The organism is Streptomyces tibetensis, from assembly GCF_040647715.1.
GTDB lineage: Bacteria > Actinomycetota > Actinomycetes > Streptomycetales > Streptomycetaceae > Streptomyces > Streptomyces tibetensis_A.
Genome location: NZ_JBEZCR010000002.1, coordinates 716,863 through 738,936, shown reverse-complemented (window position 1 = coordinate 738,936; position 22,074 = coordinate 716,863). Strand labels below are relative to the sequence as shown.

The window sequence follows — 22,074 nt, the reverse complement described above, 5'->3', positions numbered from 1 at the left end:
GTTCGTTCAGAACAGGCTCAGGAGGGCCTCCGCCGGGTCGGTGAGGCTCGTGTCGCCGCCGGGCAGGGGCAGTTCGAACCAGACCGTCTTGCCGCGGGGAGTGCGGCGGGAGCCCCACGCCGCGCTCAGGAGGCCGACCAACTGGAGGCCGCGGCCGCCCTCGTCGGTGTCGCGGGCCCGGCGGCGCCGGGGCTGGACCAGGCCGGAGTCCCACACCTCGCAGACCAGGGTGCGGTCGAGCAGGAGGCGCAGCCGGATCTCGCCCTCGCCGTAGCGCAGGGCGTTGGTGACCAGTTCGCTGACGAGGAGTTCCGTGGTGTCGACCAGGGGTTCCATGTCCCAGGCGAGCAGCTGGGCGCGGGCGTACTCGCGGGCCCGGCCCACGCTGCGCGGCTCGCGCGGCAGGGTCCAGTCACCGACGGAATCCGTGGGCAGCCCCTGTACACGTGCCATCAGCAGCGCGATGTCGTCCTCGCCGTGATGGGTGTCGAGGGTGTTGAGGACGTGGTCGCAGACGTCCTCCAGCGGCTGGGTCGGGTCGGAGAGGGCGCTGACGAAGGCCTGGAGCCCCTCGTCCAGGGGGTGGTCGCGGCTTTCGACCAGGCCGTCCGTGTAGAGGGCGAGCAGGGCGCCTTCGGGCAGTTCGACCTCGACCTCCTCGAAGGGCTCCCCGCCGACGCCGAGCGGCATGCCCGGCGGCACGTCGAGCATCAGCGCCGCCTCGCCCGGCTCGACCAGCACGGGCGGCAGATGGCCGGCGTTGGCGAAGGTGCAGCGCCGGGTGACGGAGTCGTAGACGGCGTAGACGCAGGTGGCGAGGTACACCTCCGACAGATCCGCCTCGCGGGGGCGGCGGGCCGCCCGGGTCGCCTGCTGCACACCGCCGGGAGCCCCGAGGTTGCGGGCGATCTCGTCCAGCTGGGAGAGCACCTCGGCCGGTTCGAGGTCGAGCTGGGCCAGCGTGCGGACCGCGGTGCGGAGTTCGCCCATGGCGACGGCGGCGCGCAGGCCGCGGCCCATGACGTCGCCGACGACCAGCGCGGTGCGGTGCCCGGGCAGTTCGATGACGTCGAACCAGTCGCCGCCGACCTCGCTGGGCCGGCCGGTGTTGACGTTGCCGGGCAGATAGCGGCAGGCGATGTCGAGGCCGGAGGCCTCCGGGTCGCCCGGCGGGAGCAGGGACCGTTGCAGTATCAACGCGCGTTCGTGCTCGCGGCGGTAGAGGCGGGCGTTGTCGATGCAGACCGCGGCACGGGCGGCGAGTTCGACGGCCAGGTCCCGGTCACGGTCGCCGAACGGCTCGCTGCCCTTGGTGCGGGCGAACTGCACGAGTCCCACGACGGTGTCGTGGGCGACCATCGGCACGGCGAGCGTGGACTGCACGAGCCCGCCGTCCTCGCCCGGGACGCTCTGGGGCCGGGCGGTGCGCAGGGCGTCCGCACAGGGCGAGTTGAACGGGTAGTGGTGGACGGCGCCGACCGCGACGGGCACGCCGGCGCCCGCGAAGGGCGCGTCGGAGACGGCACTGGCGAAGGCCACCCGGCGCAGCTCGGCGCTGCCGTCGGCGAGCCCGGGCGGCGTCTCGTCGCCGGCCAGCAGGCCCTGGTAGAGGTCGACGGTGGCCAGGTCGCAGAAGCCGGGGACGACGACGTCGAGGAGTTGCCGGGCCGTGGTCTCCAGGTCGAGGGAGTTGCCGATGCGGGCGCCGGCCTCGTTCAGCAGGGCGAGGTTGCGCCGGGCCGCGGCGGCCTCACGGGCGGCGGCGCGACGGGCGGTGATGTCGGTGCCGAGCCAGGCGACGCCGATGGGGCGGCCCGAACCGCTGTGCACGCGGTAGAGGTTGACGGACCAGTGACGGCGCTCGTCGGAGCCCGGGACGAAGCCCGTGACGTGCATGTCCGTGATGGAGTTGCCGGTCTCCAGCACCCGGCGCAGGGTCGCGGCCACCCGCTCGGCCTCGCCGCGCTGGAGGTAGTCGTGGACGCCCTTGCCGCGGTGGTCGTCGGGCGTGCCGCCGAAGATGGACGCGAACCGCTGGTTGGCGCGGCGGACCCGCAGGTCGGAGTCGATCAGCAGGAAACCGAACGGGGATTGACTGAAAATGGCCTGCGAGGCGGCCAGGTCGGTCTCGATGCTGCGCAGGGTGCGCACGTCGACGACGATGCAGACGGCGGCCTTCTCACCCTCCTCGGTGCGCGTCGGCATGACGTACACCTCGGCGAGGCCCTCGTGGCCGCATTCCCCCTCGGCGCCGCTCGGCATCCGGAAGGGCACCACGCCGGTCCACTCGCGGCCGTCGAGGATCTCGGCCATCTTGCGCATGCCGCGTTCACGGTGGCGCGGGTCGATGAACGCCTCGATGGGGTCCATGCCCACGGCGCGGTCGGCGCGGATGCCGAAGAGGTGCTCGGCACGCAGGCTCCACTGGTCGACCAGCCCGTCGGGGCCGATGGAGAAGGACGCGACCTTGATGTAGTCGTAGATGGATCCGGGGGGACTGCTCTGCCACATGGCGTCCCCGGACCGCACACCGTCGGCGGCGAGCGCGCCTCCCACCGCGGAGGCCAGGCCGTCGGCAGCCCCTGCCCTCGCACCCTCCGACGGGTCCTCGGACTCCGTGGCCTTCGCTGGTATCTCGCTCACGCCAACCGTCCCCTCCAGCTCACCGCGTCCGGCACCGGTCACCGGGGGCGGCTGCCCGCAGTATCCAGCACTACGGTGCCGCACAACACGGTGTTCACGATCACAGCACGGTCCCGATGGTTTTCGGTCCGGACCGTGACAACACTTCCAGTCTTCTAACCAGGGGGCACGCCTTCGAACCCCGTCCACCGGCAACCGCCACTGGCCTGAACCAGTCGCTCTACAGCGGCGAGCCGTACGTACACCGGATATTCACTCCGGCACCGCGAGTTCGAACCACACCGTCTTGCCCGTGGCGCCGGGCCGGGTGCCCCAGCGACGGGAGGAGGAGGCCACGAGGTGCAGCCCGCGGCCGCTCTCGTCCTCGAGTCGCGCGGCGCGCTCGCGGGGCGGGTCCGGCAGCGGGTCGGAGACCTCGACCAGGAGGGCGCCGTCCAGGCCCGAGCGGCGTACCAGGCGGACCCCGATGGGGCCCGTCGCGTGCCGCAGGGCGTTGGTGACCAACTCGCTGACCAGCAGTGCCGCGAGGTCCGCGAGGCTGTCCAGGCTCCAGTCGCGGAGTTGGCCGCGCACGGCCTGGCGGGCGGTGCGTACGGCGCCCGGTTCGGCGGGGAAGGTCCAGTCGGCGCAGTCGTCCTCGGTGTCGATCACGCCGATCACTTCCCAGGCAGGAGCCCCACCCATGTCCGGTTTCATGGGGTTAATGGGCACATACCCGATATCCGGGGTGGAGTATCGCGTGGGGCGGCGCACTGTGGCACGAAAGGCGTAGTGGGCGCTGGTACAGCAGTACGACGGGGATCGCACGCCCCCCGTGGGCTTCAGGCGCCGGGCTCTTCCGGCCCGGCGGAGTCGGGGGCGCCGGAGGTCGCAGTCCGTGCGACTCCGAGGTGCGCGAGGGCCTGCCGTACGGCCGGGACGTCCTGGTCGAGCCAGGGAACGTCCCAGATCTCGTCGGGGCCGAGCCAGCGCAGCTCGTCGTGGTCCTGGAGGGGCCGGGGAGCGGCCGAGCCGGGGCGCAGCCGGGCGCTCCACACGTGCAGGACGTAGGGCGCTCTGAGGGGCCACTCCCCCGGGACGCGCCCGCTCACCTCGGCGTCGACGCCGAGTTCCTCGCGCAGCTCCCGCGCGAGCGCCGCGTCGGCCGTCTCCCCGGGCTCGACCTTGCCGCCGGGCAGCTCCCAGCGCCCGGCCAGCTCCACGGGCGCGCTGCGCCGGGCGGCCAGCAGCCGCCCGTCCTCGATCAGCGCGGCCCCCACGACGATCCGCTCACTCATGCGGGGAGCCTACGGGAGCCCCACCGGTCTCCGGAGCACTCCCCCGGGGCGCCCCCGCGACGGTCGGTGGTGGGTCGGAGCCCTCCCCGGAGCGTCCTCGGAGCCCTCCCCGGAGCGCTTGCCGCGACGGTCAGTCGTGGGTCATGGCCGGCCCGTTCTGGCCGAGCCGCTCGACCCAGTACAGCTGTTTGTGGCCGCGACCGTCGAGGCTGTCCGCGATCTTCTGGGCCTCGGCCCGGGTCGCGTACCGGCCCACTCGGTAGCGGTTGCCGTTGTCGTCCTCTCGTATCACGAGCCAGGGGAGAGTGACCGTGCTGTCGTTCATCGCGCCCCTCCACTTCCCGCCCGCGGCCTGTGCCGTGCCCCGCCCGCCAAGGAAACCGCAATGCGCATATGCCCGAGCCTACGCCTAACCTTCACGGAGCGAATACGGGTTTTCACGAAGAGGTACGCAACCGGCCAGGACACAGGGGGCGCACGCCGGTGAACGCGCCGTTCGCGTGCCCCTGCGCAACCAGGCGCGGGCATACCGCATACACGGGTGCCCACCTGCGTGAACGACGGTCGGTCCGGGGCTGCGCGGCGCCCCGGCCCAGGCCGGTCCGTACGGGGATCGGGTGAGCGGGGCGCGCGAGGAGCGCGCCACGGGGCGGATGGGAGCGTGCGCTACTTGACCGGAAGGTGGTAGGCGACCCGGTACCGATCGGCCGGAATGACCACGTCGGCCGTCTCCACCGGACGTCCGGAGGCGTAGAAGGTGCGCTGGATGACCAGGACCACGTGCCCCGGGACGCCGCCCAGGACGAGCAGCTCCTCGGCGAGGCCGGGCCGGGCGCCGACCTCCTCCGTGACGTTGTCCACGACCACGTCGATGGCGCGCATGCGCTCGACGACGCCCATGCCGCCGACCGGTCCCTCCTCCGGCAGCATCACGGGCGTACGCCCCGTGACGGTGAGGGGCTCCCAGGACGTGGAGAGCATCATCGCCTCGCCGCCCTCGCGGTAGAGGTACCGCGTGCACATGACCCGCTCGCCCGGCTCGATGCCGAGCCGCTCGGCGACCGCGACACTCGCCTCGGACTGCTCGCTGCTGGATTCCCAGGTGCCGCGCCCCTCGCCGTCGGCCTGCTCCTGGCGGAACGGCGTGGCTCCGCCGGACGGGCGGTAACCGGAGCGGGAGATGCGCCGGGGCACGGGCCGCTCGCGCACATAGGTCCCCGAGCCGGAACGGCCCTCGACCAGACCCTCCGCCATGAGCACCTTGCGGGCCTCCAGCGCGACCGTGTCCGAGACTCCGTACTCCTGGCGGATTCTGGCCTGGGAGGGGAGGCGCGTGTGCGGTGGCAGCTGACCGTCGACGATCTTCTTGCGGAGATCACCCGCGACGCGCAGGTACGCCGGCTGCTCACCGAATGTCACTGGCCGCTCCCATCAGGTTGTACAGACAGCAACAGCGTGGCAACCGTAGGTTGTGCGGTGCAAGCAAAGGCCAGAGAATCACTCGATGTGATGACATGGGGCGGCGAAAGGCTTTACGCAGGCACTTTCTCCCCGCTATAGCCGCCGTCACACCTGTGCTTCGGTCTCTTTCTTCTCGTTCTTCTCACCTTCCCCGAGGGCCGGCGGGGTCGCCGCCAGGCGGAGGGCCTTGCGCGCCGTGACGGTCGCCGGCCCGTCCACGAAGCCGTACGCCTTGCCGTAGTGCGCGACGTAGGTGTCCGCGTCACCCGCGGTGCTCGCCCTCTTCCACTCCGTCCGGGCGTCCTCCAGGTCCGCGGCGAGATCGGCGACGGGTGTGCGGGCGCCGGCCGGCCAGTGGTGCCCGCGCAGGGCCTCGATCTGCTCACCGAGCACGTCGTGGACCCGGGCGGCCCAGGCCCGGTGGGCGGCGAGGTCCTCCTCCGGGGTCCTCCCGGGCTCCTCGTAGAGCGCCGTGTCGAGGGCGTTGGCCGTCGACAGGAAGGCGACCTGGTGGGTGTCGAGCGTGGTGGGGTCGCCGCGCAGGGAACCGGTGAGCCCCTCCTCGGCCTCGGTGTTGCCGAAGATGCAGGTGATCGCGCGGTCGCCGAAGCGCCAGCTCTCACGGGACGGCATCAGGTAGTACACGTCGACATCCGCCGGCATCGCCCAGGTGTCCATCGCGTACTGGTCCTGGAGGGCGTAGCACTTCTCGTCGGCGACGTCGGTGATCCGGGAGTCGCCCGGGAAGGCGCCGCCGGGCAGGGTGACGACCGCGAACACCTCGCCGTCGTGCCCGCCCCGGCACGGCACCCGGTCGACGTCGAAGGTGTCGCCCTCCAGCCCGCCGGGCGCGTCGAAGCAATCGCCCTTCTCCAGCGACAGGCTCTCGTTGCCCTGCGCGCCGTCCTTGAGCCCCTCCCAGGCCTTCGACGCGGCCCCCGTCGACAGCACCACAGCCCACAGTGCGATCCCGGCGCACGACAGCACCGTCCCCGCGACGGCCATGCCCCGCCCGCTCTGCCCGGAGCGCCGGATCTGCCGCAGCGCGATCAGCCCCAGGACGAGCCCCGCGGCGGGCAGGAAGCAGAGCACGCCGAGGACCAGTGCGGCCACGGCGAGCGCGTTGACGGAGACCGGAGTCCCGTAGGGGCGGCCGGCTGGGCCGAAGGGGCCGTGACCCGGGGCTCCCTGGGGCCGGTTCACCACGGGCGGGGCGAACGGGTCCTCGGGCTGCCGGTGCCCGGGGGGCGGGGATATCGACACGGGTACGGTGCTCCTGGCTGAGGCGGTGCGCAAGCGGCCGTCCGGAACCGACGTACGGCTGGGCGCATCGTAAGCGGCGGGATCACGGGGGCGGAATGCGGGCGACGAACGAGGCGATACGGGCGGCGAACACCCTGACGGCCCGCTGGGCGTCGCACGTCTTCGGGAGCACGGTGTTCTCGGCGGCGGGGGTGTGGCCCCTGCTGGCCCTCCTGGCGTCGGGGGCGAGGGGCGCGGCCCGCGAGGAGCTGGGCGACGCCCTGGGTGTGCCGGCGGACCGGGCGGGAGCGGCGGCGCGGGAGCTGCTCGCGGCCCTGACGGAGATCGACGGCCTGGAGTCCGCGCTGGGGGTGTGGACCGCGCGGACGGTGGAACTGCGCGAGGAGTGGGCGTCCGGGGTGCCGGCGGGGGTGCACGGGGTGCTCACGGGGGACGCGGGGGCGGACCGGCGGGCGCTGGACGCCTGGGCCGCACGGCGAACCGGAGGGGTGATCGAGCGGATGCCGGCGGTGCTGCGGCCGGACACGTCCCTGGTGCTGGCGAGCGGGCTGGTGCTGCGGACGGACTGGGAGGTGCCGTTCAAGGGCGACCTCATGCCGTGGGGCGATCACGACCGGGCCGGGCTCACCCGCACCCACCCCGGTCTTGACGACGTGGCGCTCGCGCGGACCCCGGGCGGTCCGGTGACCCTGGCGACGGTGCGCGGCACGAACGGTCTGGACGTCCTGCTCCTGCTCGGCGATGCGCGGTTGACGCCCGCTCAGGTCATCGGGGCGGGCGTCGACGTCGTCGGCGGTGCCCTCACCGCCGTCCCCGGGAGCCGGCTGCCGCACGGTCAGGCCGGCCCCGGGCTGCGGCTGGAGAGGCTGCGCACCCGGCGTCCCGAGCCACCGGCGCTGACGCTGAGCACCGCCGAGTTCACTCTGACCGCCGATCACGACCTGCTGGACCACGCGGCGTCGTTCGGTCTGGCCGCGGCCGCGGACGGCGCCCCGGGCCACTTCCCGGGCATCAGCGCCGCACCGCTCGCCCTGGCCTCCGCCCGGCAGTCGGCCACGGCGACGTTCGGCGCCGAGGGGTTCCGCGCGGCGGCCGTGACCCTGATGGAGGCGGTCTGGCTGGGCTGGGAGGACCGGCCCGAACCCCGGCACGAGACGACACGGGCCTACGCCGTCTTCGACCGTCCCTTCGGATTCCTCGCCGTCCACCGCGAGACGGGCCTCGTCCTCGCCGCGGGCTGGGTCACCGACCCGAAGCCCTTTCCGGAGGACGGGGACGCCTACGTCCTGGACGCGTCGGGAGGGTGACGGCCCGTCGGTTCGGGCGGGTGCGCCTCATCCGGTACGGCGGCCCGTCGGTTCGGGCGGGTGCGCCTCATCCGGTACGGCGGCCCGTCACCTGCCGGCAGGCCTGCGCGTACGCCCGGACCAGGGGCCGCCGCCCGTCCTCGCGTCTCCAGGCCAGGACGTAGCGGCTGGGGGTGACGCCGTGCACCGGGCGGGCCGTCACGCCGCCCAGGCTGAGCAGGGGGACGTTGCCCTCCGCCACGAGGCAGACGCCGAGGCCGGCGGTCAGGGCCTCGTACGTCTCCTCCGTGCTCGCGATCTCGGCGCCGATACGGGGCGGCCGGCCACCGCGTGCGTCGAGGGCGAGCCAGTGGTCGCGCAGCGGGCCCGTGCTCTCGGGCAGGGCGAGGAACGGCTCGTCGAGCAGGTCGGCGAAGTCGACGGCGGTGCGCCCGGCGAGCGGGTGGGTGTCCGGGAGGGCCACCATGAGCGGTTCCTCGGCGACGACGGTCCAGTCGTAGCGGTCCTGGCCGGGCAGCGGCAGCCAGACGAAGGCGAGGTCGGCCGTGCCGTCGGCGAGACCGGCCGTCGGGTCCTCCCAGTTCACCTGCCGGATCCGGACGGCGGCTTCCGGGTGGGCCGCGGTGAAGCGGGAGCGGATCGCGGGCAGCAGGCCGCCGCGGACCGGGCTGGTGCTCATGCCGACGATCAGCGTGCCGCGCCGCGCCGCTCGGACGGCGTCCACCGCGGCGGCACCCTCCTGCCACGCGCCCAGCACGCTGCGGGCGTGCGGCAGCAGCGCCGTACCGGCGTCGGTGAGGGCCACGTCGTGCCGGTCGCGCCGGAAGAGCTCGACGCCCAACTGCCGCTCCAGCGCCCGGATCTGCTTGCTCAGCGCGGGCTGGGACACATAGAGGCCCTCGGCGGCCCGGGTGAAGTGCAGCTCCTCGGCCACCGCGACGAAGTAGCGCAGGTCCCGCAGATGTACGTCCATGCCCACCAGCATCGGCCGAACGTCCCGGTCATAACCATCGGCTATCACCGAATGTCTTGGACGGGTCGTCGTCGGGGGCGAGAGGGTGAGGGACGTGACGACACGAGACGGGGAGCTGTCATGAACAAGGTGTGGCTGATCACGGGTGCGAGCAGCGGGTTCGGGCGGGCGATCGCCGAGGCGGCCCTCGCGGCGGGCGACGTGGTGGTGGGCGCGGCCAGGCGCCCCGAGGCGTTGGACGATCTGCTTGCCGCCCACCCCGACCGGGTGGAGGCGCTGCGCCTGGACGTCGCCGACACCGGCGCCGCCGAGGCCGCCGTACGGGACGTCGTGGCGCGGCACGGGCGGATCGACGTCCTGGTCAACAACGCGGGCCGGACGCATGTCGGGGCGTTCGAGGAGACCACGGAGGACGAACTGCGGGCGCTGTTCGACGTGCACGTCTTCGGCCCGGCCGCCCTCACCCGGGCCGTGCTGCCGTCCATGCGGGAGCGGCGTTCGGGTGCGATCGTGCAGATGAGCAGCATGGGCGGGCAGCTGTCCTTCGCGGGCTTCTCGGCGTACAGCGCGACGAAGTTCGCCCTGGAGGGCCTGTCGGAGGGACTCGCGGACGAGGTCGCGGAGTTCGGCGTCAAGGTGCTGATCGTCGAGCCGGGCGCCTTCCGCACCGGCCTGTTCGAGACCGGTCGGGCCGGCGTGAGCGCGGACAGCGGCCTGTACGGCAAGGTGGGTGAGACCCGTGGGGCGGTCGCGGGCGGCGACGGCACCCAGCCGGGTGATCCGGCCAAGGCCGCCGCGCTCATCCTGGCCGCACTGGACGCCGAGCACACGCCCCTGCGTCTGCCTCTCGGCGACGACGGGGTCAGCGCGGTCCTCGGCCACCTGGACCAGGTGCGGGACGAGGTCCTGGCGTGGGAGAAGCGCGCCCGGGACACCGGCTTCGACCGGTAGAAGCGCGCCCGGGACATCAGATTCGACCAGTAGGAGAGCGCCCGGGAGACCGGATCCGACCCGTACAAGAGCGCCCGGGACACCGGATTCGACCGGTAGCAGCGCGTCTCGTCAGGCGGAGTCCCGGCGCAGCAAGGCGAGTTCGGCGTTGCCCTCCCGGCCGAAGCCGCCGCAGGAGTCCGCGGAGGGCAGCGGCGTGTGGCGCCGGGTCGCGGCCGTCGTGTCCGCCCGGCCGCGCCCCGACCGCGGCGCCCGGGGTGCATCCGCCGGGGCCGCCGAATCCGAAGTGCTCCCGTCAGGGCCGGTCGTGATCCGGCGGCACGGCAGTGGTGCGGGACGCCGGGAGGCACGCGTATGACGACGGACGGGCGGCGACTGCACTGCCTGGTCACGGGGGCGACGGGATACATCGGCGGGCGTCTGGTGCCGGAACTGCTGCAGGAAGGCCATCGCGTCCGGTGTCTGGCCCGCTCCCCGGGCAAACTGCGCGACCACCCGTGGGCGGCGCACGCGGAGGCGGTCCGCGGGGACGTCACGGACCCGGAGTCGGTCGCCGCCGCGATGCGCGGTGTCGACGTCGCCTACTACCTGGTGCACGCCCTGGGATCCGGCTCCCGCTTCGAGGACACCGACCGCGCCGCGGCCCGGGTCTTCGCCGAGCAGGCCCGGGACGCGGGCGTACGGCGGATCGTCTACCTCGGGGGGCTCACGCCCCAGGGCGTCCCGGAGGCCTCGCTCTCCCCGCACCTGCGGTCCCGGGCCGAGGTCGGGCAGATCTTCCTCGACTGCCCCGTCCCCGCGACGGTGCTGCGGGCCGCCGTCGTCATCGGCTCCGGCTCTGCGTCGTTCGAGATGCTCCGCTACCTCACCGAACGCCTGCCCGTCATGGTCACCCCCAGCTGGGTGCACACCCGTACCCAGCCCATCGGGGTGCGGGACGTGCTGCGCTACCTCGTCGGGTCGGCCACCATGCCGGACGACGTCGACCGGGCCTTCGACATCGGCGGGCCGGACGTCCTCACCTACCGGGACATGATGCGGCGCTACGCCGCCGTGGCCGGGTTGCCTCGGCGGTTCATCGTGCCGGTCCCGGTCCTCACCCCACGGCTGTCCAGCCACTGGGTCGGCCTGGTCACCCCGGTGCCCGCCGCCCTGGCCCGGCCGCTGACCGAGTCGCTGCGGCACGAGGTCGTCTGCCGCGAACACGACATCGCCCAATACGTGCCGGACCTCCCGGGCCGGCCGCTGCCGTTCGACGAGGCGCTGTCCCTGGCACTGCGCAAGGTGCGCGAGGCGCAGGTCGCCACCCGCTGGTCGTCGGCCTCGGTGCCCGGAGCGCCCAGCGACCCGCTGCCCACGGACCCGGACTGGGCGGGCGGCAGCCTCTACCAGGACGAACGGCAGCGGCCGGTCGACGCGTCCCGGGCGGCGCTGTGGAAGGTCGTCGAGGGCATCGGCGGCGACAACGGCTGGTACTCCTCCCCGCTCGCCTGGGCCGTCCGGGGATGGCTGGACCGCTTCGCGGGCGGGGTCGGACTGCGCCGCGGGCGGCGGGACACCGAGCGCCTCAGGGTCGGTGACTCGCTCGACTTCTGGCGGGTCGAGGAGCTCGAACCCGGTCATCTGCTGCGGCTGCGCGCCGAGATGCGGCTGCCGGGACTCGCCTGGCTGGAGATGTACGCCGAGACCGACGACGACGGCCGCACCCGCTACCGGCAGCGCGCCCTGTTCCATCCGCGGGGCCTGCTGGGCCACGCCTACTGGTGGTCCGTCGCCCCGTTCCACTCCGCCGTGTTCGGCGGCATGGCACGCAACATCGCCCGGGCCGCGTCCGAAGGCACCGGCCGACGCCGCAGGACCTCACGCATCCGACGGGCCCTCCACCGGCGAAGTGCCCGGCGGCAACGAACGGCATCCGCACCACCGCACCAGGAGTGACACCATGACCGTCGCGGTCGTCCTGTTCACCTCGGACCTGCGTCTGCACGACCATCCGCCCCTGCACGCCGCGCTGAACTCGGCCGACGAGGTGGTGCCCCTGTTCGTCCGCGACCCCGCCGTGCACGCAGCCGGCTTCGACGTGCCCAACCGCGCCGCCTTCCTCGCCGACTGCCTGGCCGACCTCGACTCCTCGCTGCGCCGCCTCGGCGGACGGCTGGTGGTGCGCAGCGGGCCGGTCGCCCGCGAGGTCCGCGCGGTCGCCGCCGCGTGCGGTGCCACTCAGGTGCACATGGCGGCGGGGGTCACCGGCTACGCCCACCGCCGCGAGGAGCGGCTGCGCAGGGAACTCGACGCCGACCGGGTCGCGCTGCGGGTGCACGACAGCGTCATCACGGCCGTCGCGCCGGGGGCCGTGACACCGCTCGGCTCGGACCACTTCGCCGTGTTCACCCCTTACATGCGCCGCTGGTCCAAGGAGCCGCTGCGTGACCTCCTGCCCCCGCCGCGCGCGGTCCGGGTCCCCGACACGGCTCACGGCGAGGAACCGCCCCCGCGCCCGGAGGGGGCGCACCTGTCACCGGACCTCCCGCCCGGCGGGGAGTCGGCGGGGCGGGACCGGTTCGCGCGCTGGGCGGACACCGGCCTGTCCCGGTACGAGGAACGGCACGACGACCTGGCCGGTGACGCGACCTCACGCCTGTCGCCCTACCTCCACTTCGGGGCGCTCTCGCCGGTGGAGGTCGTCCGGCGGGCCCGCGAGCGGGGCGGTCCCGGGGCGGAGGCGTTCGTCCGCCAGTTGTGCTGGCGCGACTTCCACCACCAGGTCCTCGCGGCCCGGCCCGAGGTGTCCGTCCGGGACTACCGCTCCCGGGACGACCGGTGGCGCGGCGAGGAGGAGGCCGCCGAGGACATCGCCGCGTGGCGGGAGGGCCGCACCGGCTACCCGGTGGTCGACGCGGGCATGCGCCAGCTGCGCCACGAGGGCTGGATGCACAACCGGGCGCGGCTGGTGGTGGCGAGCTTCCTGACCAAGACGCTGTACGTGGACTGGCGGATCGGCGCCCGGCACTTCCTCCGGCACCTGGTGGACGGCGACCTCGTCAACAACCAGCTGAACTGGCAGTGGGTCGCCGGCACCGGCACCGACACCCGCCCCCACCGCGTCCTCAACCCCGTGCTCCAGGGCAAGCGCTACGACCCCGACGGCACCTACGTACGCCGCTGGGTGCCGGAACTGGCGGGCGTCGCCGGCGCCGCGGTGCACGAGCCCTGGCGGCTGCCGGACGACGAGCGGGCCCTGCTGCGCTATCCGGAGCCGCTCCTCGACCTCGGCGAGGGCCTGGCCCGCTTCCGGCAGGCCCGGGGGCGCGACTGAGAGCCTGGCCCGCAACCGAGAGTCCGGTACCCGACCGACAGACCCGCCCTCGGCCCAGAACCCGGTCCGGAACCGAGAGACCGGTACGCGACCGAGAGACCCGCCCTCGGCCCAGAGCCCGTTCCGGAACCGAGAGACCGGTACGCGACCGAGAGACCCGCCCTCGGCCCAGAGCCCGTTCCGGAACCGAGAGTGCGGTTCGCGGCGCAGAGCACGGCACCCGGCGCATCCGAAACACCGCTGTCCGCGGAAGCACTGACGTGCGGATGACCGGAAGCGAGAAGGGGTGGCGCATGCTTGGACCGCGGCCGACGGCGGCCGGACCGGCGGAGACGGACGACGCCCCGCTCACGGCTCCGGGTGCCACCCGTGCCATGGAGGCGGTCCTCGAGCGGGTGCTCGAGGCGCGGCTGCGGCAGGCCCGCGACACGGATGCGGTGTTCACCCACGAGATGGCCGAGCGCGTCGCCGGGTTCGTCCGGCGGGGCGGCAAGCGGCTGCGGACGGCGTTCGTGTGGTGCGGCTGGCGGGCCGCGGGCGGCTCCGGTGACGCGGACGCCGTCCTGCGTACGGGGGCCGCGCTCGAACTGCTCCAGGCCTGCGCCCTCATCCACGACGACGTGATGGACGGATCACCACTGCGCCGGGGCGCCCCCGCGGTGCACGTGGACTTCGCCCACGGGCACCGGGCCGGCCCGGCGGGGGACGGCCGGGCGAACGGGTCCGCCGAGTCGTTCGGGACGTCGGCGGCCGTGCTCGCGGGCGATCTGGCGCTGGCGTGGGCGGACGACCTGCTGACCGAGACGGCACTCACCTCGCCGTACGGCCCGCGGCTGTACGACGAGTGGCGGGCCATGCGCACCGAGATGGTCGCCGGGCAGTACCGCGACCTGCGCGCCCAGGCGAGCGGCTCGTCCGGGTCCGAGGAGGCGCTGACCATCGCCGTCCTGAAGAGCGCCCGGTACACGGTCGCGCGGCCCCTGGCGCTCGGTGCGTCCCTGGCCGGTGCGCACCCGCCGGCCCTGGGCGCGCTGCGGGCGGCGGGCCGGTGCACGGGGCTGGCCTTCCAGCTGCGCGACGATCTCCTCGGCGCGTTCGGCGACCCGGCGCTGACCGGCAAACCGGCCGACGAGGACCTGCGCGCCCGCAAGCTCACCCCTCTGCTCGCCGTCGCCGTCCGGCTCGCGGAGGCCGGCGGCGACCGGGACGCGGCCGCTGTGCTCGCCCCGGACGCGGGCGCCCTGCCGGGGCACAGCGTCGAGCGGATGCGGGCGGCACTGGAACGGACGGGCGCCCGGGCCGAGGTGGAGGCGAGGATCGCCGACCTGGCGGCCTCCGGTCTGCGGCACTTCGAGGCGAGCGGCGCCGCTCCCGCCGTACAGCGGGAGTTCGCCGCCCTGGTCGAGCGGGCTGCGGGCGTCGCCCCGCGGCCCGCGGAGGAACTCGTATGAGGACGGTGACCGGCCCCACGGACCACGTCGTCGTGGTCGGCGCCGGCCTGTCCGGACTGGCGTGCGCCTTGCACCTGCTGGGCGCCGGACGGCGGGTCACCCTCGTCGAACGGGACGCCGGCCCGGGCGGCAGGGCCGGGCGGCTGCGGCTCGGCGACTACCTGGTGGACACCGGGCCCACCGTGCTGACGATGCCGCAGCTGGCCGACGAGGCGTTCGCGGCGGTGGGCGAGCGTCTCGACCGGCACGTCGAGCTGCTGGCCCTCCACCCCGCCTACCGGGCAGGCTTCGCGGACGGGTCCTCGCTCGACGTGCACACCGACGGCGACGCCATGGAGGCGGAGGTGCGGCGCTTCGCCGGACCGGCGGAGGCCGCGGGTTACCGCAGGCTGCGGACGTGGCTGGAGCGGCTGTACCGAGCGCAGATGCGCCGTTTCATCGACACCAACTTCGACTCGCCGTTCCAGCTCGCGCACCCGGACCTGGCCCGGCTGGCGGCGCTCGGCGGCTTCGGGCGCCTCGACGGCCGGATCGGCCGCTTCCTGTCCGACGCCCGTCTGCGCCGGGTCTTCTCCTTCCAGGCCCTGTACGCCGGTGTGGCGCCGGCCCGGGCGCTCGCGGCCTACGCGGTGATCGCCTACATGGACACCGTGGCCGGTGTCTGGTTCCCCAAGGGCGGCATGCACGCGCTGCCCCGGGCGATGGCGGACGTGGCCGCCGGTGCCGGTGCGGAACTGCGCTGGTCGGCCGAGGTGAGCGCGCTGGAACGCTCCGCCGGACGGGTGCGGGCGGTGCGGCTCGCCTCGGGTGAGCGCATCCCGTGCGACGCGGTGGTGCTGACCTGCGAACTGCCCGCCGCGCACCGGCTCCTGGGCCGGGCGCCCCGGCGCCCGGTACCGCTCCGGCACTCGCCGTCCGCGGTGGTCCTGCATGCCGGGACCGACCGCACCTGGCCCCAGCTGGCCCACCACACGCTGTCCTTCGGCGCCGCGTGGGAGCGCACCTTCGAGGAACTGACCCGCTCGGGAGCGCTGATGAGCGACCCGTCGCTGCTGATCACCCGTCCGACGACGCACGACGCCTCGCTCGCGCCGCCGGGCCGCCACCTCCACTACGTCCTGGCTCCCTGCCCCAACACCGCCGTCGGCCCCTCCGCCACCGCCTGGCGCGACCTCGGCCCGCGCTACCGCGACAGCCTGGTCGCCGAGCTGGAGCGCCGCGGCCTGGACGGCTTCGCGGACAGCGTCGAGGAGGAACTGCTGGTGACCCCGCTCGACTGGACGGCCCAGGGCCACGCCGCGGGCAGCCCCTTCTCGGTCTCCCACACCTTCGCCCAGACCGGGCCCTTCCGGCCGCGCAACCTCGTCCGCGGGCTGGACAACGTGGTGCTCGCCGGCTGTGGGACCACCCCCGGCGTCGGCGTACCGACCGTGCTCATCAGCGGGAAACTCGCCGCCGCCCGCGTCACCGGGGGCGCTGCCCGAGTGTCCCGGGCGGGCCGATCCGCCTACCGCCGCCCCTCCCTCCCGACCGGAGCAGGTGCCCATGACCCGTCGTGAACTGGACGCCGCCGGGATCACCGACCCCGGCCTGCGCGGCGCCTACAGCCGGTGCCGGCAGCTCAACGCCCGCCACGGCCGGACCTACTTCCTGGCCACGCGCCTGCTGCCGCTGGAACGCCGTACGGCCGTGCACGCGCTGTACGGCTTCGCCCGCTGGGCCGACGACATCGTCGACGACCTGGACCGGCGCCTGACCCCCGACGAGCGGGACCTGCTGCTCAAGCGGCTGGAGGAGGACCTCACCCATGCGCTGCGCACCGGCGGCGGGGACGAGCCGGTGGTCCGCGCCGTGGCAGACACCGCCGATCGCTACGGCATCGAGGTGGACCTGTTCGCCGACTTCCTCGGCTCGATGCGCGCCGACCTGACCGTCACCGACTACCCGACCTACGCCGACCTGCGGACCTACATGCACGGCTCGGCCGCGGTGATCGGCCTGCAGATGCTGCCCGTGCTCGGCACGGTCGTCCCGCGCGAGGAGGCGGCACCGCACGCCGCGGCCCTCGGGGTGGCGTTCCAGCTGACCAACTTCCTGCGTGACGTGGGCGAGGACCTGGACCGCGGTCGCGTCTACCTGCCGGCGGACCTGCTGGCCGCCCACGGCGTGGACCGGCCGCTGCTGGAGTGGAGCCGGCGCAGCGGCCGCCGCGACCCGCGCATCCGGTCGGCACTGGTCGCGGCCGAGGCGCTGACCCGGGGCGTGTACCGGGAGGCGGAACCGGGCATCGCGATGCTCGACCCGCGGGTGCGCCCCTGCATCAGGACCGCGTTCACCCTGTACGGCGGCATCCTCGACGCGATCGCGCGGCACGACTACACGGTGCTGCACCGCCGTGCCGTGGTGCCCCGCCGCCGACGGGCGGCCACGGCCGCGGCCGGTGTCCTGAGGGTGACCCGCGCGCGGTGGGCGGCGCACGCGACGGCTCCGGCCGCATCGGAACGGAAGGAACAAGGCCGTGGCTGACCGAGCGGACAAGGCACGCTGGACCTCACCGCTGCGGCGGCGCCGCGGCCCCGGCTGGGCGGAGCAGACGCCGACCTGGCGCGCGGCCCGGCCCGCACTGATCGCAGACACCCTCAAACGGGCGTCGGCCCGGCCCTCCGGCAACTGGTTCGTGATGGGTGCCTCCCGGGACGTGCGACCCGGCCGCCCCTACGGCAGGACCGTCGGCGGCGTGGAAGTGGTGCTCTGGCGCTCGCCGGCGGGTGAACTCCGGGCCGGTCCCGGCGCCTGCCCGCACCTCGGTGCCCCGCTGCGGGACAGCCGGGTGGTGTGCGGCACGCTGGTGTGCCACTGGCACGGACTGGCCCTGGACGGCTCCGCGTTCGCCGGCTGGCAGCCGTACCCGGCCCACGACGACGGGGTGCTGGTGTGGGTCCGGCTGGACGCGGTGGGCGGTGAGGAGCCGTCGGAGCGGCCCGTGGTCCCGGCCCGGCCCGCACCGGGAAGCGGGGTGGACGCCGTGTTCACGGTGGTCGGGCGGTGCGAACCGCAGGACGTGGTGGCCAACCGGCTCGACCCGTGGCACGGGTCCTGGTTCCACCCGTACTCCTTCGTCGACCTGACGGTGGTGCGGGAGCCGGGGGGCGACGAGGGCGCCGGGGACGACGCCTTCGAGGTCGAGGTCTCCTTCCGGGTGGCGGGTCGTCTGGTGGTGCCCGTGCGGGCCGAGTTCACCGCGCCGGAGCCGCGGACCGTCGTCATGCGCATCACCGACGGCGAAGGCGCCACGTCCGTGGTGGAGACCCATGCCACGCCCCTGACCGCCGCGGACGCCGAGCAGCCGCGGACGGCCGTGATCGAAGCGGTCGTGGCCGCTTCGGACCGGCCCGGTTTCGCGTTGGCCCGCGCCGCCGCCCCCGTACTGCGCCCCCTGATGCGGCAGACGGCGGGACGCCTGTGGCGCGACGACCTCGCCTACGCCGAGAGGCGCTGGGAGTTGCGCAGCACGGGGCGGTTCCCCGGGTGACCGTGAGAGCGGTTGCGGGGCAAGGGGCTCTGCCCCGACCGGAATGACCCCGCCGGACGGGCCTGCGCGGAGCGGCCCGGGCCCGTCCGGCGGCCCGGGGTCATCGGGCGCCACCGGCGTCACCGGAGTCGCCGGCGTCTCGGCGTCATCGGCGTCATCGGCGTCATCGGCGTCATCGGCGTCATCGGCGTCATCGGCGTCATCGGCGTGCCGGACGGTCCGCGAGGGCACCGAGTGCCCGCAGCACCGGGGAGCGGCCCGACCGTGGCACGGTCCACAGGACCTGCCCTCGGACGCCCCACCCCGCGAGCAGCGCGTTGGACGCCAGGAAGCCCGTGGTGGCGGCGCGTTCCATCAGGGCCACGGGCAGGTCGCAGCGCAGCCCGTCGCCGGCCAGCGTCAGCCACGGGTGCGGCGTCCTCACCGTGGGGCGCCGGTGGTGGGTGCCGACCGGGAAGAGCGGGCAGTCCGAGCGCCACTCGTGCCGGGCGTCGACGACCCGCGCCCGGCGGGTCTCCGGGTACACCCGGCGCAACTGCCCGAGCAGCGCCTCCTGCACGGCCCCGGGGTCCGCGCCGGGGGTGACGGCGTAGGCGTGGAGTTCCACCACGGAACCGTGGTGCTGCGCGGCCCAGCGGGCGGCCTCGCCCTCGTAGCGTTCCAGGACGCTGATGTTGTCGAGGCCGTCGTAGCCGCTGGTGCCGAGGAAGCCGGGGCGGTCGGCGCGGACCGGCCGGTCGAGCCAGAGCCGCGACACGAGGAACGGCGGGGCGGTGCGCAGCGCGGCGATGCCGTCGCGCCAGGGAGCGTCGCCCAGGCCGGGCGAGGCGGCGACGACCCGGCGCAGTCCCCCGGTGTCGAGGGCGAGCACCACCGCGTCGTGCCGGTCGCTGCCGGTGCCGGTGCGCACCTCGGCTCCCCCGGTGCCGGTGGGGTCCACGCCGTGTACCGGTGTGCCGGTGCGGACGGTCGTGCCGAGCCGCCGGAGGTAGTCGGCGAGCGGCTCCCACAGGGCCTGCGGGAAGGGCTCGTCGGGCACGTCGAAGAGCAGCCCCTCCGAGGAGCCGAGGAAGTAGATGTGGAACATCAGCATCAGTTCGGCGGCGGATAGCTCGCGCGGGTCGGCGAAGAAACTGCGCGAGAACACCTCGAAGGCCAGGTGGTGCGCGGCCTCGGGGAAGCGGACGCGTTCCAGGAAGGCGGTCGCGCTGATCCCGTCGAAGCGGGTGTACACGTCGGGCACGCGCACGTCCGTCAGCGGCAGCGCCGCCCGGGCGTCCAGGGCGGTCAGGTCGCGCCAGCCGAAGGTGGGGCTGAGGGCGACGAAGCCGAGGGCGCTCAGGGGCGGGGTGCGCGGGACGCGGGCGAAGCTGTCGGTCAGTCCTCCGCTGTGCCGCAGGGGGTAGTCGGGCAGCGGGGTGAGGCGGGCGAGGGCGGGGTCGGTGCGGCGCAGCAGGCCGCGCAGGTTGTAGTACTGCCGGAAGAAGGCGTGGAAGCCGCGGCTCATGGTCGCCTCGGAGCCGTCGGCCAGCCGGGTGCGGTATCCGGCGAGGCGGCCGCCCAGGGAGTCCTCGCGTTCGTAGAGGGTCACCCGGGCGCCGCGTTCGGCGAGTCCGGTGGCCGCGGCGAGTCCGGCGACGCCGCCGCCCACCACGGCGACGGAGGGTGCGTCCCCGGGCGCGAACCGGTCCCGGCCGGGCGCCGGCATCAGGACCTCGGCCTTGCGGTCCCGGCCGCGGCGGGCGGCCGGACGGGCGCTCGTCGGGCGGCCCTTCGGTGCGCTTTGCGGTGCGCTCCGCGTTGCGCTCTTCGCCGTACGTCCCGGTGTGCTCCCCGGGGGACTCATCGGGTGGCCTCCCCCGCCGTGGCCGAGCCGTTGCGGGCGACGAAGGTGTGCGTGATGCCGGTCTGCCACCCGGCGACGGGCAGGGCCCGCACGCCCGTGAACCCGGCCCGCGTCAGCCGCCCGGTGAAGTCGGAAGCGCGGTCGAAGTCGAGGACGCTGTGCCACAGGTGCCGGTACAGGGCCCGGTCACCGGTGAGCGTGCCCGCCGGGATGATCACCCCCTGGCACACGGCCGTCCACAGCGCACGGTGCGCGGGCGAGCCACCGAGGCTGTACTCGTGGACGGCGAGACGCCCGCCCGGCCGCAGCAGTCCGCGCACCGCGCCGAGGACGCGGTCCGGGTCGGAGACGTTGCGGAACAGGTAGGCGGCGAAGACCGCGTCGAAAGGCCCTTCGCCGGCCGTCGCCAGCTCCTCGGCGCTCAGGTGCAGGAAGCGCACGGTGTCGGGCCAGGGCTTGGTCCGGGCCCGCCGCAGCATGCCGGCGGAGGCGTCCACCGCGGTGATCCGCGCCCGGGGTGCGGCCCGCAGCAGGGCCTGAGTGGAGGCGCCGGTGCCGCAGCCCAGGTCGAGCAGGTGCAGCCCGGCCCCGTCCTCCGGGAGCCCCAGTCGGCGGGCCGAGCGCAGCAGGTCGGCGCGGTAGCCCGGGTTGAGGCCGGTGAGGCGGTCGTAGGTGCGGGACGCGTGGTCGAAGGCGCGTGCCAGGTCGCGGTCGCGCAGCAGGGTCATCGGGGGTTCTCTCCGGTTCCTGGGGCGGGGTGGGTGCGGCGGGGCAGGAAGGGCACTTCGAGCGCGGTGCGCAGCATCGGGCCCACGGGGGTGCGCAGCCCGATGCCCCACTCCTCCCGGAGCGAGGTGGCACCGTCGAGGAAGCGCAGCAGGCGGTGCGTCGGAGTCCGGCGGAAGAGGCCGGTGAAGAACGCGGGGCCGTCGATCCGGCCGGTGTCCAGGGCCCTCAGCAGCACCGCGTCCATGGCGAGCGCCCGCCGTCCGTGCGGCGCGGGCACGACGGCGCGGCCGTCCCGCACGGCGGCGGCGACGGCCCGGCTGTGCCGCTGTACGGCGGCGAAGGTGTAGCCGGTGGCGGGCCGGGTGGCGCCCCCCGCCGTTCCGATGCGGAAGACGGCCGTACCGGTCCGACGGGGGAAGCGGGCGTCGGTCATGGGGATGACGCCCTGCTCGGCCCTCTCCACGGCAAACTCGCCCAGGCGCAGCACCTGTCGGGCGTAGTGACCGAGCGCCGCCTCGTACGCCGCCGTCGTCAGCGGGCGCCGGGAGAACTCGGTGTACTCGACGAGCGCCCGGTCCGGGGTCAGCGGCAGGACGTAGCCGAAGGCGAGGCCGTGCCGAGGCTGGGGCACCCGGAAGTCCATGAGGTCGGCGACCGCGGGGTCGAACCGGTCGGTGCGGGTGCGCACGAACCAACCACGGAAGTGCTGCAGCAACTGCGTCCGGGCCGGGGGCAGGGCGCGCAGGGGCCGCGAGTCGAACACGAGCCCGGCGCGCAGGGTCCGTGTCCGGCCGCCGGGTTCGGTGCAGCGGACCTCGGCACCTCCGGGGACGTCGCGCACCGTGTCCGCGGTCGCGCGCAGCAGTAGTCCGCCGGGGGAGCGCGCCAGCCGCGCGTGCACCAGCCGTTCGAACGCCGTGGAACGCACCATGCGGTAGCGGGCGGGGGCCGGATCGACGGTGAGCGGGCTGCCGTCGCGGTCGTGCACCCGCAGCAGGGGCCAGGTGGCGGCGACCGCTCCGCTCAAGCCGTCGTCGCCGTCGTCGCTCTGGTCCCAGTAGCACCAGGTCCGTTCCGCCGGACGTGCGGGGCCGTCCGGCGGCTCCACCACGGTCACGGTCGCGACGGCGGACTCGACCAGCCGGTAGGCGAGACTGAGGCCCGCGGCACCGCCCCCGAGGATCACCACGTCCGGCGAGCCGACAGGCCTCCGGCTCACCGGACCCACCACACCCCGCCCATCACCGCACCCCGCTCCCGGCCACCTCGTCGACTGTGTTCCGTCCCGCCACCGCTTCTGACCGGCGGACGTCTTCGGATGCAGT

At 74.6% G+C, this 22,074-nt stretch carries 17 protein-coding genes and 1 pseudogene; 8 read left to right on the top strand and 10 right to left on the bottom strand.

All coding sequences use genetic code 11. The features are described from left to right. Positions 1–6: 6 nt before the first annotated feature. From AB0B29_RS07910 to AB0B29_RS07885, 6 genes and pseudogenes are all read right to left on the bottom strand, one after another. Positions 7–2,643: a SpoIIE family protein phosphatase gene (locus tag AB0B29_RS07910; protein WP_362235371.1), complete on the bottom strand. Its 2,637-nt coding sequence runs from the start codon at positions 2,641–2,643 to the stop codon at positions 7–9. A gap of 252 nt (positions 2,644–2,895) precedes the next feature. Continuing rightward, positions 2,896–3,327, bottom strand: a complete 432-nt coding sequence (locus AB0B29_RS07905; protein ID WP_362235369.1) for an ATP-binding protein — start codon at positions 3,325–3,327, stop codon at positions 2,896–2,898. 137 nt (positions 3,328–3,464) lie between these two features. Beyond that, the gene (locus AB0B29_RS07900; RefSeq protein ID WP_362235367.1) at positions 3,465–3,920 is read right to left on the bottom strand and encodes a (deoxy)nucleoside triphosphate pyrophosphohydrolase; all 456 of its coding nucleotides are present in this window, start codon (positions 3,918–3,920) and stop codon (positions 3,465–3,467) included. Positions 3,921–4,050: 130 nt separating this feature from the next. Continuing rightward, positions 4,051–4,278 (bottom strand): annotated as a pseudogene (locus AB0B29_RS07895) (SPOR domain-containing protein); the annotation flags it as partial. Positions 4,279–4,586: 308 nt separating this feature from the next. Then, positions 4,587–5,339 carry a GntR family transcriptional regulator gene (locus tag AB0B29_RS07890; protein ID WP_104777579.1) on the bottom strand — a complete coding sequence of 251 codons (753 nt, stop codon included), beginning with the start codon at positions 5,337–5,339 and terminating at the stop codon, positions 4,587–4,589. A 147-nt stretch (positions 5,340–5,486) separates the two neighbouring features. Then, the gene (locus AB0B29_RS07885; protein WP_362235364.1) at positions 5,487–6,644 is read right to left on the bottom strand and encodes a DUF4190 domain-containing protein; all 1,158 of its coding nucleotides are present in this window, start codon (positions 6,642–6,644) and stop codon (positions 5,487–5,489) included. Between the two features lie 95 nt (positions 6,645–6,739). Here AB0B29_RS07885 and AB0B29_RS07880 point away from each other — a divergent pair, with 95 nt between their 5' ends. Next, positions 6,740–7,951 (top strand): serpin family protein, encoded by a 1,212-nt coding sequence (locus tag AB0B29_RS07880; protein ID WP_362235361.1) that lies wholly within the window; start codon positions 6,740–6,742, stop codon positions 7,949–7,951. Positions 7,952–8,018: 67 nt separating this feature from the next. On the opposite strand, the gene AB0B29_RS07875 is transcribed toward AB0B29_RS07880, so the two are convergent. Beyond that, positions 8,019–8,930 (bottom strand): LysR family transcriptional regulator, encoded by a 912-nt coding sequence (locus AB0B29_RS07875; protein ID WP_362235702.1) that lies wholly within the window; start codon positions 8,928–8,930, stop codon positions 8,019–8,021. Positions 8,931–9,044: 114 nt separating this feature from the next. Between AB0B29_RS07875 and AB0B29_RS07870 the strand changes: the two genes are divergently transcribed. The 7 genes from AB0B29_RS07870 to AB0B29_RS07840 all read left to right on the top strand — a co-directional run bounded on the left by AB0B29_RS07870 (position 9,045) and on the right by AB0B29_RS07840 (position 18,174). Continuing rightward, positions 9,045–9,875: an oxidoreductase gene (locus AB0B29_RS07870; protein ID WP_362235358.1), complete on the top strand. Its 831-nt coding sequence runs from the start codon at positions 9,045–9,047 to the stop codon at positions 9,873–9,875. Between the two features lie 354 nt (positions 9,876–10,229). Further along, the gene (locus tag AB0B29_RS07865; protein WP_362235356.1) at positions 10,230–11,813 is read left to right on the top strand and encodes an SDR family oxidoreductase; all 1,584 of its coding nucleotides are present in this window, start codon (positions 10,230–10,232) and stop codon (positions 11,811–11,813) included. Positions 11,814–11,817: 4 nt separating this feature from the next. Beyond that, positions 11,818–13,191 carry a cryptochrome/photolyase family protein gene (locus AB0B29_RS07860; RefSeq protein WP_362235353.1) on the top strand — a complete coding sequence of 458 codons (1,374 nt, stop codon included), beginning with the start codon at positions 11,818–11,820 and terminating at the stop codon, positions 13,189–13,191. A 293-nt stretch (positions 13,192–13,484) separates the two neighbouring features. After that, positions 13,485–14,642, top strand: coding sequence for a polyprenyl synthetase family protein (locus AB0B29_RS07855; protein ID WP_362235351.1), 1,158 nt, complete (start codon positions 13,485–13,487; stop codon positions 14,640–14,642). Next, the gene (locus AB0B29_RS07850) at positions 14,639–16,201 is read left to right on the top strand and encodes a phytoene desaturase (RefSeq protein ID WP_362235349.1); all 1,563 of its coding nucleotides are present in this window, start codon (positions 14,639–14,641) and stop codon (positions 16,199–16,201) included. The genes AB0B29_RS07855 and AB0B29_RS07850 overlap by 4 nt, the downstream gene beginning before the upstream one ends. Next, the gene (locus tag AB0B29_RS07845) at positions 16,188–17,168 is read left to right on the top strand and encodes a phytoene/squalene synthase family protein (RefSeq protein WP_362235346.1); all 981 of its coding nucleotides are present in this window, start codon (positions 16,188–16,190) and stop codon (positions 17,166–17,168) included. The genes AB0B29_RS07850 and AB0B29_RS07845 overlap by 14 nt, the downstream gene beginning before the upstream one ends. After that, on the top strand, positions 17,161–18,174 hold the full coding sequence (locus tag AB0B29_RS07840) for a DUF5914 domain-containing protein (protein WP_362235344.1): 1,014 nt from the start codon (positions 17,161–17,163) through the stop codon (positions 18,172–18,174). Before AB0B29_RS07845 ends, AB0B29_RS07840 begins: the two co-directional genes overlap by 8 nt. A 199-nt stretch (positions 18,175–18,373) precedes the next feature. On the opposite strand, the gene AB0B29_RS07835 is transcribed toward AB0B29_RS07840, so the two are convergent. The 3 genes from AB0B29_RS07835 to AB0B29_RS07825 form a co-directional block, all read right to left on the bottom strand. After that, positions 18,374–19,882, bottom strand: a complete 1,509-nt coding sequence (locus tag AB0B29_RS07835) for an FAD-dependent oxidoreductase (RefSeq protein WP_362235699.1) — start codon at positions 19,880–19,882, stop codon at positions 18,374–18,376. Positions 19,883–20,016: 134 nt separating this feature from the next. Beyond that, positions 20,017–20,748: a class I SAM-dependent methyltransferase gene (locus tag AB0B29_RS07830; RefSeq protein WP_362235341.1), complete on the bottom strand. Its 732-nt coding sequence runs from the start codon at positions 20,746–20,748 to the stop codon at positions 20,017–20,019. Continuing rightward, complete coding sequence (locus tag AB0B29_RS07825; RefSeq protein ID WP_362235338.1) at positions 20,745–21,968, bottom strand: lycopene cyclase family protein; 1,224 nt, start codon at positions 21,966–21,968, stop codon at positions 20,745–20,747. Before AB0B29_RS07825 ends, AB0B29_RS07830 begins: the two co-directional genes overlap by 4 nt. Positions 21,969–22,074: the final 106 nt, after the last annotated feature.